The organism is Clostridioides sp. ZZV14-6345, assembly GCF_020657775.1.
Classification (GTDB): domain Bacteria; phylum Bacillota; class Clostridia; order Peptostreptococcales; family Peptostreptococcaceae; genus Clostridioides; species Clostridioides difficile_D.
Map to the genome: position 1 here is coordinate 13039 of NZ_JAGWCX010000055.1, position 14645 is coordinate 27683.

The window sequence follows — 14645 nt, forward strand, 5'->3', positions numbered from 1 at the left end:
TACCTAAATTCATTTTATTTCTATCAGATTTTATTCCATTATATACCATACTAATATATATTTTTTATAAACTTCAAGGGGTTTACAGAAAAATCTTGAAAAGAATTGTCAGTAAATACAACATCTTCGCCTAAAAAACGTTTGTATCTGCCCTCTTCTTTCTTTAAAGTAATTCTCTGTTTTTTTGAATGATTGTTAAAGACCATTATCTTAAGTGGAGATTTTTTTCTATTAGTCTGAACTCTTTTTAACATATACTTTATGTGCATATCAGCTTCTGGAAATGAATATCCACAGAATATTAAAAGGTTCGTATCTCTTAAAGTTTTTTCTGTTTCATTCCAAACATTGCTTAAAAATATGTTGGACATATTCTTAAAATATGTTGGTGGCACTATAATAGGTTCTGTTAATTCACCACACTCTAAACATTTTGTCTCTGAACTATTTTCAATAAGTTTCATGACACCGCCTTCATGTGGTGTAAGAGTTACACTATTACAAATAGGGCAATAAAGCCAATTTAATGACCCATGTATCTTATATAATTTTATTAAAGGTTCTTTTGGTTTTCTCCAATTTAACTCTTCTTTAAAATTTGTAAACTCCACACCATAATCAAGCATAATTGGCAAATCATTCTTATCTCTTAAGCCAGTAACTGTATTGTCTATATGTATATCATAATTTGCACTAATAAAAGTGGTATCAAGAAGCAAATCACTTTCCAAAAGATTTTCAACCAAAAGTTTATGATATTTATTATCTGTTCTAGATGTATTATGAATTGCTTCAGCCATTAATAGTATTAAATATTGTCTTAAAAAACGTATACTATCACTTCTGTTATTTAGATTTTCTAGTCCAAAATTTCTAAATGCTTCTTTTCGTTGTTCTGCTAAATCTAAAAGCCCTAAAACTTCTTCAAAGGTAGGAAAATTTGCATTATCTATATTATCTTTTAGTATATCAATTTTGAACATCTGTTTAAAGAAAATATACAACTCTCTATTCATATTGGTATTATAGTTTGTAGGATTTAGCTTTTTAAAATATTCGCTAAACAGTTCATTTTGAATAGGTAGGTTTTCCGCTGCTGAAGCTCCTGCTCCCAAAAATATTGCTATTTTCATATAGTTCCTCCTAATATAAATATTACTACTATTTTTATATTCATTAAATATTCATATCATTTATTTTATGATACAACAATAAAGCTGTCTCTTACTAGAAAAAATCCTATTACAAGACAGCCTTATATTATATTAAATCTTTAATAATTCATAAATAGAAAGAGCATATATTTGAGCAGCCTTTACAATATCCTCTACTATTAAATATTCATTAGCTTGATGTTCTGTTTCTGGTTTTCCTGGGAAAATAGCTCCAAATGCAACACAATTATCTAAAGCTCTTGCATAAGTTGCTCCTCCAGATGAAAGTGGTGTTCCATCAAGACCAGTCTCTTCTTCATATACTTTTCTAAGTGTTTTAACAAGAAGTGTATCTTCTGGAACATAGATTGAATCCAAGAAATCATACTCTTCATAATTTAAATGGTATTTATCTGTCATTTTCTTTAATTCTTTTACAAAGTCTTCTTTTTTGTATGTTACTGGTATTCTTACATCTATTCCTGCAAATTCTCTTTCATTGTCAATAGTTACTCTACCTATATTTACTGTTAGTTTGCCTGATACATCATCCTTACAATTAGGAATTATATTATTTCCATTAGCATCTTCTCCAATAACTTCTGCTAAAAACTTAATTATATTAGAATCTATTCCTATATTATTAAGGGCTATACAAAGTCTAGCCACTGCATTTATACCAGTATCGCTTGCTGCTGAATGGACGCTTTTTCCCATTATACAGATTTTATTTCCTTCAACAGTATATTCAAAGTTTAATTTATCAAGTTCTTTTTTTAATTTGTCAGAGTATTTTCCAATATAAATTGCCTTTCCTGGAACTGCATTTAGAGCTTTTCCAACTGATAATTCTATATCACTTTTGCTATCACAAGTCAAATGAACTTGTAAAAGACCTTTTTCTGCATTTGTTATTGGGAATCTAGAATCTGGAGTAAATCCATAGTTTGGTATTTCTTCATTATTTTCTTTATATTTATTTATACATCTCCAAAGATTTTCTTCATCAGCACCAAAAATGAATCTTATTCTCTTATTAAAGTCTACATTTAAATCCATAAGAGCTTTTACTGCATAAATTGCTGATATTGTAGGTCCTTTATCATCTTGTGTCCCTCTTCCATACAATTTACCATCTTCTAAAACGGCTTCAAATGGAGGATTATTCCAGCTTTCTAAATCACCTTCTGGAACTACATCAACATGACCAAGTATACCTATCATTTTTTCACCTTGTCCTATTTCTGCATATCCATAATATCCATCTTTATATACAGTCTTAAACCCTAGAGATTTACATAAGTCTAAAATACCTCTTAAAGCTTTATCTACATTTTCACCAAATGGACAATTTTCAGTTGCTTCAGATATAACACTAGGTATTTTTACACTTTCTTGTATTGAAGAAATCATTTCATCTTGTAGAGAATTTACTTTTTCTTTAATTTGCTCTTTCATATTATCACCCTTCAATTTTCATCATAGTATACTAATAAATATTTTGACCTTTTAAAAAAAATATATGCTTATTTTTTCAGTTTTTTTATAAATTCAATTGCTTTTAAAGTACCCATTTTTGAATGGTCAAATGTAAGTCCACCTTGGAAATAAACATTATAAGGAGGTCTTATTGGAGCATCTGCACTTAACTCTATAGAAGAACCTTGTATAAAAGCTCCTGCTGCCATTATGACTTCACTTTCATATCCAGGCATATCCCAAGGAACAGGTTTTACATAAGAATCAACTGGTGCAGCTTCTTGTATACCTTCACAAAAGCTTATTACTTCATCAGCACTATTAAGTCTAATACATTGAATAATATCACTTCTCAAATCATCGTGTTTTGGTAATACATCATAACCTAATTTTTCAAAAGCTCTTGAACAAAAGATAGCTCCCATTACAGCTTGAGATACTATATAAGGTGCTAAGAAGAATCCTTGAAGTACATTTCTAGTAGTCCCAAAAGTAAGACCACATTCTTTTCCTATTCCAGGGGAAGTCATTCTATAAGATATAAGTTCAATTAAATCTTTTTTACCAGCTATATATCCCCCTGTTAATGCAAGTCCACCACCAGGATTTTTTATTAAAGAACCAGCCATAACATCTGCTCCAACATCAGTAGGCTCTTTAGTATCTAAAAACTCGCCATAACAATTATCAACCATTACTATAGCTTCTGGTTTAACAGATTTTATTACATCTATAGCTTCTTTTATGTCACTAATTGAAAGCGATTTTCTCCAAGAATACCCTTTTGACCTTTGTATCATAACAAGTTTGGTTTTATCATTTATTTTATTTTTAATTCCTTCTAAATCTATATTTCCATCTTCTAAAAAATCCACATCATCATATGTAACACCATACTCTTTTAATGAACCTTTTTCTTCTCTTATACCTATAACGCCTTCTAAAGTATCATATGGTCTACCAGTAACAGATAAAATTTCATCTCCTGGTCTGACTATTCCTTGTATACATAAAGTAAGTGCATGTGTCCCATTTACAATTATAGGTCTTACAAGAGCATCTTCTGTATTAAAAACTTTAGAATAAATTTCTTCTATTTTTTCACGACCAATATCATTATATCCATATCCTGTAGTCCAGTTAAAGTGCATGTCACTTAACTTAGATTCTTGCATAGCTTTTAAAACTTTATATTGATTGTATTCTCTTATTTCTTTTATTTCTTCAAACTTATCTTTTATGTCTTCCATTATTTCTTGTGATAGTTTAAAAGTATCATCATCTATTCCATAGTAGTCTTTTAATAATTCCCTTGTCTCATTAAGCATTTTATCACCTGTCTTTTTATTATTTTATCTAAACATGTAAAGGAGACTATTTTACTAAAACAAATAAATCATAGTTTATAAGTTAGTATAAGTCTCCTCTCAATCATCTTAAATTAAATTAGTTATTTATCTGTTGTTATTATTGTTGTTGTTTTGATTTTGATTTGTTAGATTAATATACTTTCCAGGTTGTATAGTCGACACAGCATGTTTATAAATCATATTTTGTTGTCTATTATCACCTTCTATTAATATTATATAGCTATCAAATCCTTTTACAAGCCCTTTAACTTGCACTCCATTGACTAAATATATAGTAACAGGTATCCTTTCTTTCCTTGCATTATTTAAAAACAAATCTTGTAAATTTAAAACTGTATTTTTCATTAGATTTGTACCCTCCCAAGATTAAATTGAACTTCTAAAATATTCCTATCTTATATTCTATATAAGTTATGATAAATTTTCAATATTAAGTTGTATACTTAAAAAATTATATATTATTTTATAGAATCTTTAATATATAAGATTATTTCATTTTTTAATTTGTCTATACTTTCATATTTGTCTAAATCAAACCATTTTGCTGTTTCATATCTTTTAAACCAAGTTATCTGACGCTTTGCATACCTTCTAGAATCTCTTTTTATTATTTCAATAGCTTCTTCGTATGTATATTCTCCATCTAAATACTTTAATATCTCTTTATAACCTATGCCTTGCATTGATATCATATCTTTTTTAAATCCCATACTTAGAAGTTTTTTTACCTCTTCAACTAATCCATTTTTAAGCATAATATCAACTCTCATATTTATTCTTTCATATAAATGTTCTCTGTCTCTATTAAGAACTATTATTATTGGTTGATATTCTTCATTAAATTTTAAATCACTTGAAAAATCATTCATTTTCTTACCGCTTAGACAAACTTCAAGAGCCCTTATGACTCTCTTAGTATTGTTTTTATGAATTCTATTAGCAGCTTTTTCATCAAGTTCTTTTAGCCTGTTGTGCATATAATCTATTCCTTTTTCAGCAAGCTGATTTTGAAGTTCTTCCCTTAATTCATTATTGGCATCAGATTTTGCAAAGTCCATATTATATATTAAAGAATTTAGATAAAGACCTGTACCTCCAGTTACTAAAACACATTTTCCCTTTTCATTTATTTCATATATATATTTTTTTGCTCTTTGTTGAAACTCTGAGACTGAAAATGGATAGTCAGGTTTAACTTCATCTATAAGGTAATGCTTTACTCCTTGCATCTCTTCCTCTGTAACTTTTGCACTTCCAACATCCATATATTTATATATTTGCATAGAATCAGCTGAAATTATCTCTGCATTCATATCTTTTGCTAATTTTATTGATAAATCTGTCTTTCCAACAGCAGTTGGACCTGTAAGTATTATAAGTGGTATATTTTTCATAACATTCCTTTCCATATATTCTAAATATCCAAATATTTTACATAATTCTTTTAAACATTTTTTCTATTTCCATCTTAGATATTTCAACCATTATAGGTCTCCCATGAGGACATGTAAATGGATTCTCACACTTCTCTAGCTGTTCTAATAGACTTTTTATTTCAATATCATATATTTTATCATTTGCTTTTATAGCAGACCTACATGCCATAGATGCAAACCTCTCTCCTTTCAAATCATAATTGCTTGTAATCTCTTCTATATTATCAATTATTTGAAGTATAAATTTTTCAGTTTCAGGTACTCCAAATATAGTAGGAACACATCTTACCATTATATGAGTATTACCAAAAACTTCTAATTCAAAACCAAATTTCATAAATAGTTCTAAATTATTTTCAATTTGAAGCATATCTACATTTGATACTTCAATCACCACTGGGTCTAAAAGTATTTGCATATTGATATCCTGTCTATAGAACTTTTTCATATATCTTTCATATAATATTCTTTCATGTGCAGCGTGTTGGTCCAATAAATACATAGAATCATTTTTACTCAAAATTATATAAGTATTAAATACAACTCCAATTACAGAATATCCATATAAAGAAAACTTCCGTTTTGAACTACATAAGTACTCTTCTTCACTATCTCTAATACTATCTCCCAAATAATAATTTCCTTCATTCCTAGTTTTATCAACTTGAAATTCTTCTTGTATATTGTCATTTACGCTATCTTCACTCAGATAATTAGTATTTTTCATTTCGTCTTCTATACTTGCATTTAAGACTTCACTTACAGATTGAAATTCATTTATTGGTTTTTCACTTAATAAAGTCACAACTTCGATAACTTCATCCTTACCTTTAGTCATATTGTTATTTTGGGGATTAGATTCTAATAAATTATTATTTCTTAATTCATAGTCTGTACTTTTTTCTCTATTGTTAATAGCGATTCTAGGCTGTGTTTTTTTATCAGTATAAGTAGCATATTTCCCAATAAGATTTGAGTGTATTAATTTAACCTTTAAAAAATCCCTAAGTTCTATATACACTTCTTGTTCTTTTTCAAATTTAATTTCAAGTTTATTGGGATGTATATTTACATCTATACATGATGGGTCTACTTCTATATTTAAGAAGCAAATTGCATGTTTACCTATTGGAATTATAGACTTATAACTTTCTGTTATTGCATCTATGATTATTTTACTTTTTACAAATCTTTTATTTATGTAGATATGTTGTAAATTTTTATTAGAACGGTATATATTGTTATTACCTATATATCCATTCATTTTAAAGTGGTTACATTTAAATTCCACATCTATTATATTTTCCGTTATTTCTTTTCCATATATACTTCTAATAGTGTTTACAAGCTTTCCATCTCCTGGAGTATTTAGCATCTGTTTATTGTTATTTGTATATTTAAATTGAATACTTGGATTACCTATTGCAAGTTTATTTATCAAATCACTTATATTTATAGTTTCTGCATGAGTAGATTTTAAAAATTTCTGTCTTGCTGGTGTATTAAAGAAAATGTCCTTTATAATGATTGTAGTCCCATTAGTAGAGCCTATTGGCTCTTTTGATATTATTTTGCCACCTTCAACGTATATTTTTGTTCCTATTATTTCATCTCTGGTTTTAGTAGTCATTTCTAATTTTGATACAGCTGAAATAGATGCCAATGCTTCTCCTCTAAAACCAAGAGAGTATAAATCATATAAATCATCAATTTTTTTAATTTTACTAGTAGCATGTCTTAAAAACGATTTTTCAACTTCACTTGAAGGTATTCCTATTCCATTATCTGTAATCTTAATTAAACTTTTTCCTCCATCAACTATATCTATAGAAATTTTATTTGCACCTGCATCAATAGAGTTTTCAATGAGTTCTTTCACTACCGAAGAAGGTCTTTCTACAACTTCACCAGCTGCTATCTTGTTTATAGTCAAATCATCTAGGATGTTAATTATATTTTTCATTTTTACACCTCTAAGATTTTATTTCTTTTGCCTTTTTTTGAAGATTATAAAGAGAATTTATAGCATCTAATGGAGTCATATTTAAAATATCTAGATTTAGAATCTCTTCTGATAATATGTCTCTATTTACACTATCAAAAGATATTTGGGTTAATGCTACTTCTTTTACAGAATCCTCTTTAATAGTTTTCTCTTTATCATCTTTTTGCTTCATTAAATCAATTTCATCATTTAATACTTTGAATTTAGAATTTAACTTATCATAATCCTTCTTTATATGCTTATAGTCTTTTACTATAAGTTCGTGTTCTATTTTTAGAGATTCATATTTATTCTTAAAATTACTTTGATTTACTTTAAGTAATTCTTCATCTAAATTACTATTAATTATATTAGTCTTTTCTTTATCTCCATTTATTGCAACACTGTTGTAGACATGATTTTTTTCCAAATCTTTAAGTATATATTTTGCTCTTTCTATAACTTCATCTGGTAATTTAGCTAATTTAGCAACATATATTCCATAACTCTTATCTGCTCCTTGAGGAATTATTTTTCTTAAAAATATTATTCCTTCTCCATCTTCTTTAACTGCTATTGAATAATTTTTAACTTCTTTAAATTCTTCTTCTAAATCAGTAAGTTCATGGTAATGTGTTGCAAATAATGTCTTACATCTAATATTCTTTTGAATATATTCCACTATTGACCATGCTAAACTTATACCATCATAGGTGCTAGTTCCACGCCCTATTTCATCTAATATAACTAAACTTCTCTCTGTTGCATTTTTTAGTATAAGAGACACTTCGTTCATCTCTACCATAAAAGTAGATTGACCTTGAGATAAATCGTCACTAGCCCCAACTCTTGTAAATATTCTATCTAGTATTGGAATATCAGCGTACTCTGCTGGTACAAATGAACCTATATGCGCCATAAGAGCTATTATAGCAGTTTGTCTCATATATGTTGATTTACCAGACATATTAGGACCAGTTATTATGTTAATAATATTTTCTCCACGATTTAAATAGGTATCGTTTGGAACGAAATTTTCCTCACCTACTATATTTTCGACAACTGGATGTCTACCATTTCTTATATCAAGTTTATTATTTTCATTTATCGCTGGTTTTACATAGTTATTTATGTGTGCAACTGTTGCAAGAGATACAAAAACATCTATATTAGCTATAGTTTTAGCTACTTTTTGTATTCTGTCTATGTTTTTGTATATAGTATCTCTTATTCCTACAAATATTTCGTATTCTAAAGATTTAATTTTTTCCTCAGCATGTAATATTTTTTCTTCTATTTCCTTTAGTTCTGGAGTTATATATCTTTCTGCATTACTAAGTGTTTGTTTTCTTATATATGTTTCATCTAACTTTGCCTGTTTAAAATTGGCTTTTGTTATTTCTATATAATATCCAAACACTTTGTTAAATCCTATTTTTAACGATTTAACTCCTGTTTTTTCTCTTTCCCTGTTTTCTATTTCTTTTACGAGAAATGCTCCATTTTTAGAAATATCTCTTAATTCCTTAAGTTCATCACTAAAATCTGATTTAATTATGTTTCCATCTTTTATGGTTATTGTAGGTTCTTCTAGAATAGCTTCATCTATTAAATTGTATATATCGTCCAATTTATCCATTTCTGAAACATACTCTTTTAGTATTTTTGCATTTGATAAATCTATTGTATCTTTTAAATTAGGTAACTTTTCTACAGAATTTTTTAAGTGAATTAACTCTTTTGGTGTTACTCTTTCAAATGCTATCTTTCCACATATTCTTTCTATATCGTATATATTTTTAAGTATATCGTTTAGGTCTTCTCTTAATATAAAATCATCTTTTATTTCTTCTATTACATCCAATCTATTTTCAATTTTAGATTTGTTTATCAAAGGTTCTTCTACATATTTTCTTAGAAGTCTACCTCCCATTGCTGTAGAAGTTTTATCAAGGACATGCAATAATGAACCTTTTTTCTTATTACCTCTTATAGTTTGAGTAAGTTCTAAATTAGTCCTAGTAAACATATCTAAAACCATATATTCTGATGAATTGTATATATTTATATTATTAATGTTAGATGTTATTTGTTTTTGAGTATTGTATATATAATTCAGAAGAATTGATAAGCTTGACTTTATGAGACCTTTGTCATCAAACTTTAGTTTTTGTAGATAAACATCTGGAAAATATTCTCTTAATATGTTTATATCCAAATAGTTATCGCTAAAACTTTCATTTATGTATATATTACTTACAGTAGCTATATCTCTAAGCTTTTCTATAAAGTCTAAATCATTTATAATTATTTCTGTTGGATGGATTTTTGCAATTTCTTCAATTACTTTATCTTCATTTAGACATGTTGCATTAGTTTCTCCTGTACTTATGTCAACATAAGTTAGACCTATGTTAGCACCATCCTTATACAAAGATAACAAATAATTATTCTTTTTATTTTCAAGTAAATTTCCATCTAAAACTGTTCCAGGAGTGATTACTCTTATAACTTCTCTTCTAACAATTCCTTTTGCAGTAGATGGGTCTTCCATTTGTTCACCTATTGCTACTTTATATCCATTTTCAACTAATTTTGATATATATGAATTGGCTGAGTGGAAAGGCACACCACACATAGGAGCACGTTCTTCTAAACCACAAGCTTTTCCTGTTAATGCTATTTCAAGAGCTTTTGAAGCTACTAATGCATCCTCAAAAAACATTTCATAAAAATCTCCCAATCTAAAAAACAGTATACAATCTTTATATCTATTTTTTACTTCAAGGTACTGTTTCATCATAGGAGTTAATTTATTCATATCTATTTGCATTATCAAACCTCCTTCTTTTCTAATTAAATATTATATCATAGTAGGTGATTATTATTAACATAATATATAAAATTTTGACATATAACTAAAAACAATCCAAAATGTATACTCACATTTTGGATTGATAAGTTTAATACTTATTAAATAAAAATATATATAATTTTTACAATAAAGATATTATTTCTTTTTTAAGTTTAATGATATTTTCAAGGTTATTTTCATTTAAATTTCTACTATCTATAATAAATTCTTTTTTTACTATTGATGGTTTTTTTGAGATAACATAAATTCTGTTTGATAGCATTATAGCTTCATCAATATCATGAGTTATAAGAAGTATCGTTGAATTTACTTTTTTCTTAACATCTAAAAGCCAATTTTGCATAGATGTTTTTGTTAATGAATCGAGTGCTCCAAAAGGTTCATCCAAAAGCATTATGTCATTAGAATTTACAAAAGTTCTCAAGAAATTAGCTCTCTGTCTCATCCCTCCAGAAAGTTCTGATGGATATTTATCTTCATATCCATTTAATCCAAATACCTCAAAATAAGGTTTTACCATTAACCTAGATTTGCTCTTTTTTTCTTTTTTTAAGACTAATGGTAATGAAACATTATCTATTATAGTTTTATATGGCAAGAGCAAGTCTTTTTGGTACATATAGCTGTATTTACCATTTATATCTACTTTTCCACTATTATAATCTGTAAGTTTAGTTATAATATTAAATATAGTACTTTTTCCACATCCACTTGGTCCTAATATAGAAACAAATTCACCTTCATAAACACCAATACTTATATCTTTTAAAACTTCAATATCTTTATATGTTTTTGATACATTTTGTATAGATATTTTTACTTTTTTATTGTGGTAAGAATTCATTTGTGTAAGCATCACTTGCCTTCATATCCTTATCTATTAATTTATATTCTTTTAAGAATGATGTATAGTTATTCCATACACTATCTTTCATTTCTCCCCATCTTGGTGCATCATCTTTATATTTGCTTGCTAAATATTCTTGACTCTTCAATGCTAGTTTTTCATCTACTTCTGGTGCATGCTTTACTAAAATTTTTGCTGCATCTTCTGGATTTTTCATTGCATATTCATAACCTTTTGTTGTAGCCTTTAAGAACTTTTTAGCAATCTCTGGATTATCCTTAAGTACAGTTTCATTAGAAATTATAAGTGGTGTATAATAATCTAATCTATCATCCAAATCTTTTACTGGTATAAAGTTTAAATCATATCCAATTAAATTAGCCTTAACTGCATCCCAACCTTCAAATATCCATGCAAAATCTACAGTTTTCATAGCTGCAAAGAAATCATCTTGACCAGTATTGACTATTTTTAACTTATTAAAATCAGCTCCATTTTTCTTCATAACCGCTTTAAAAACAGCTTCTTCTGATGGAGAACCCCAACCACCATAAGTTTTTCCTTCAAAATCCTTAGCTGTAGTTATATTTTTTTCTTTTGGTGATGCAAACCCAGAAGTATTATGTTGTATAACAGCAGCTACAGTTTTTATTGGAAGTGGGTCTTCACTAGTCTTTGCATAAGTAACTTGTTCTTGATAACTTATGCCAAAGTCAGCTTTACCTGTTGCTACTAAAGTCTCAGCTCCACTTTCAGGCGGTTGTACTATTTCAACGTCTAAACCTTCGTCTTTATAATAACCTTTATCAAGTGCTACAAATAATCCAGTATGATTTGTATTCGGCGTCCAATCAAGTACCATAGTTACTTTTTTAGAAGAAGTATCTTTATCATTATTTTTGTCTTTATTATTACTATTTGAAGAACATCCAGTTATTGTTGTCAATGTAAAAACACTTACTAAACCTAATATTCCTAATTTTTTAAAATTCATAATTGCCTCCCTCAAATACATTTAATCTGCTAATCTATGTCTTATAACCATTTTCTTTACAGCCTGTACAATTCCTACAAATATTAAACTAAATATAACTACTAATATAGTAGATGCAAATACTTTGTCAAGTGCATATGCACTTTTTGACCTAAGCATATAGACACCAAGACCTTTCGTTCCGCCTAACCATTCTGCAACAGTTGCTGCCATTACAGCATAAGTTGCAGATATTTTAAGTCCAGAAAAAAATTTATCCATTGACATAGGAAATTTAAGATGAATGAATGTATTAACTTTATTTGAATTCATAGTCTTAAATAAATTTAAATAATCCTTATCAATATTTTCAATACCATCTACAAAACTTATTAATATAGGAAAAAAACAAGTAAGTGTCACCATCAATACTTTTGGCATTGTCCCAAATCCAAACCATATCATAAAAAGTGGAGCTATAATTATTGTAGGTATCATCTGAGTAACCAACATAATAGGATAAACACATTTTTTTATTATTGACACAAAGTCCATCAATACTCCAATTAACAATGATATTATAATTGCAACTATAAAACCAAGTATTGCTTCTCCTATAGTAACCAAAGCATGCATAGATAAATTTTGATAGTCTTTAAAAAACACATTAATTATATCTACTGGTGTGGGTAGTATATACTGAGGAACTTCTAAAACTCCTACCACAGATTGCCAAAGAATAAGTATAAACAAAAATGTTGCTATTGGATATATACTATCTTTGACTTTATCTATGATTTCTAAGCTTTTCATCTATAGTTAAACCCCCAGCTTTTTCATCTACTCTAGCCACTGTTATAACTCTTTCACATCCAAGATTAAAAGGGATTTTATGTACCTTTTTTAATAATTCAAAAACTTCATCAAAATCACCTTCAACAGTAGTGCTCATTGCTCCTATTTCACACTTAAGACCACTCTTTTCAATTTCAGCAATACAAGCATCTACTACTTTATACATCTCTTCTTCACCTTTGTAAGGTCTTAGTGGTATTACTGTTATATCTGCGATTACCATTTAAATCACTCCTTTTAAAAATAATTAATACCTACTAGGTATATTTTGTTTTTTATTTAAAAATCTTCCTACTAAAACATAATATATTTAAATATTTAAATAAAACAAAAGTCTTATCCAAAATAGGATAAGACTTATTTTTATCTTCACTGGTCTCCCTACACTGGCATTATCCAAACAGGTTCAAAGGGTCGAGATAAAATCTCCTCTCAGCATATTAGCTCCCCGAAATATATTATATCTTTTCTACTTGATTATACTACACTTATCATATTTTAACAAATTTTTTATTCATATTATATATTTTATCCACTTTAAAATATATAACACTAAAATAATACTTTTTCATAAAAATCTAATACTATTCATATATGCTTAACATAATTTATTAAAATTTAATTAAGTTTTAAAAATTGTCTATAGGAATAAGATGTTATAATGAGTTTTTTACTTTGTTAACTGTTTAACTTCACTAAATTTTATTACCTAGGTTAGTTCAACCTAAACTAATAATTAAATCCTATTACTCTAATTTATATATTTTATATAATATAATTATTTTACCTAATTTATTTTCGATAAATAAAATAATTTTTTAATATGTCCCTTGAAAAATAAAACGTTTTCCTATATTATTGTAATTGTAGAATAAAACTAAATAGGCAAAACTAGAGAAATTTAGTGACGCAAAGCTATAGGGACTAAGACTTATGAAATGAGTTATGTCAGCCAGTTGCCAAAAAGATATTTTCTTTTTGTTTTTATGAAAGTTTTTTAGGGGGATAAATGATATATGTTTATAGATAAAATGGATAGATGTACGCATATATTAACTGCTTATATTTGCAGTTCATATGATTATTGTAATTTTATAGATACACAATTAGATGATTTTATACTAGAATACGGAGAAAATGTGGTAGAATCTTGTCTGCATCAAGTGATGGTATTGGTAAGCAGATATAATTAAAGAAATTTTATTTTCTAGAAAACCCTTTTTAGTTTTATCTACATTTAACAAAGTATAGATAAAATAATTAAAATATATTTCATCTATATTTTATTATTTTATTAAAGTAATCAACTTCATTAATGTAAACAGTTAAACTTTCTTCATCCTTTCGAGGTAAGGATACTCCTTCCTCAACATAGTAGGAGGTATAAAGATTACCATCCTGAAGGATTTTGACATCTCCAAACAATCCACACCTTATCTTTATGTTAATTTAGATAAAATTAAATTTAGATACTTTAGTATTTGTTAATATATATTTATCATTTTATTATATAATAATATAGATAGTTGCTATGTCTTAAACGATACAAATTATAACTATGTATATATTATTTGTTAAGGCTAAATTATATAATTTTTAATAATATTATTTTAGGAGGTTATCTTTAATCAATAAAAACATAGATAAATATAGTTATTTATAGTAAATTATA

The 14645-nt window shown here is 27.3% G+C and carries 12 protein-coding genes and 2 riboswitches; of the genes, 1 reads left to right on the forward strand and 11 read right to left on the reverse strand.

What is annotated here, in order from left to right:
- Positions 1 to 50: 50 nt before the first annotated feature.
- From KGF39_RS14165 to KGF39_RS14215, 11 genes are all read right to left on the reverse strand, one after another.
- Positions 51 to 1133 carry an SIR2 family protein gene (locus KGF39_RS14165; RefSeq protein WP_227822792.1) on the reverse strand — a complete coding sequence of 361 codons (1083 nt, stop codon included), beginning with the start codon at positions 1131 to 1133 and terminating at the stop codon, positions 51 to 53.
- Positions 1134 to 1265: 132 nt separating this feature from the next.
- Positions 1266 to 2612: a M20 family metallopeptidase gene (locus KGF39_RS14170; RefSeq protein ID WP_227822793.1), complete on the reverse strand. Its 1347-nt coding sequence runs from the start codon at positions 2610 to 2612 to the stop codon at positions 1266 to 1268.
- Positions 2613 to 2680: 68 nt separating this feature from the next.
- The gene (locus KGF39_RS14175) at positions 2681 to 3961 is read right to left on the reverse strand and encodes a methionine gamma-lyase family protein (protein WP_227822794.1); all 1281 of its coding nucleotides are present in this window, start codon (positions 3959 to 3961) and stop codon (positions 2681 to 2683) included.
- Between the two features lie 126 nt (positions 3962 to 4087).
- On the reverse strand, positions 4088 to 4348 hold the full coding sequence (gene hfq / locus KGF39_RS14180; RefSeq protein WP_003428780.1) for an RNA chaperone Hfq: 261 nt from the start codon (positions 4346 to 4348) through the stop codon (positions 4088 to 4090).
- A 113-nt stretch (positions 4349 to 4461) separates the two neighbouring features.
- The gene (gene miaA / locus KGF39_RS14185; protein WP_227822803.1) at positions 4462 to 5397 is read right to left on the reverse strand and encodes a tRNA (adenosine(37)-N6)-dimethylallyltransferase MiaA; all 936 of its coding nucleotides are present in this window, start codon (positions 5395 to 5397) and stop codon (positions 4462 to 4464) included.
- Positions 5398 to 5434: 37 nt separating this feature from the next.
- Complete coding sequence (gene mutL, locus KGF39_RS14190) at positions 5435 to 7402, reverse strand: DNA mismatch repair endonuclease MutL (protein ID WP_227822795.1); 1968 nt, start codon at positions 7400 to 7402, stop codon at positions 5435 to 5437.
- A 10-nt stretch (positions 7403 to 7412) separates the two neighbouring features.
- Positions 7413 to 10256 (reverse strand): DNA mismatch repair protein MutS, encoded by a 2844-nt coding sequence (gene mutS / locus KGF39_RS14195; RefSeq protein WP_227822796.1) that lies wholly within the window; start codon positions 10254 to 10256, stop codon positions 7413 to 7415.
- A gap of 163 nt (positions 10257 to 10419) precedes the next feature.
- The gene (locus tag KGF39_RS14200) at positions 10420 to 11154 is read right to left on the reverse strand and encodes an ABC transporter ATP-binding protein (protein ID WP_227822797.1); all 735 of its coding nucleotides are present in this window, start codon (positions 11152 to 11154) and stop codon (positions 10420 to 10422) included.
- Entirely contained in the window at positions 11123 to 12139 is a 1017-nt protein-coding gene (locus tag KGF39_RS14205; RefSeq protein WP_227822798.1) for an ABC transporter substrate-binding protein, read from the reverse strand. Before KGF39_RS14205 ends, KGF39_RS14200 begins: the two co-directional genes overlap by 32 nt.
- Before the next feature lie 21 nt (positions 12140 to 12160).
- Positions 12161 to 12931 carry an ABC transporter permease gene (locus KGF39_RS14210; RefSeq protein ID WP_227822799.1) on the reverse strand — a complete coding sequence of 257 codons (771 nt, stop codon included), beginning with the start codon at positions 12929 to 12931 and terminating at the stop codon, positions 12161 to 12163.
- Positions 12906 to 13196 carry an MTH1187 family thiamine-binding protein gene (locus tag KGF39_RS14215; protein ID WP_227822800.1) on the reverse strand — a complete coding sequence of 97 codons (291 nt, stop codon included), beginning with the start codon at positions 13194 to 13196 and terminating at the stop codon, positions 12906 to 12908. Before KGF39_RS14215 ends, KGF39_RS14210 begins: the two co-directional genes overlap by 26 nt.
- 138 nt (positions 13197 to 13334) lie before the next feature.
- A riboswitch (TPP riboswitch) is annotated at positions 13335 to 13434 on the reverse strand.
- A 413-nt stretch (positions 13435 to 13847) separates the two neighbouring features.
- A riboswitch (cyclic di-GMP riboswitch) is annotated at positions 13848 to 13937 on the forward strand.
- Positions 13938 to 13989: 52 nt separating this feature from the next.
- Between KGF39_RS14215 and KGF39_RS14220 the strand changes: the two genes are divergently transcribed.
- A complete protein-coding gene (locus KGF39_RS14220) occupies positions 13990 to 14166 on the forward strand; it encodes a hypothetical protein (RefSeq protein ID WP_227822801.1) in 177 nt (58 codons plus the stop codon).
- The last annotated feature ends 479 nt before the right edge of the window (positions 14167 to 14645 follow it).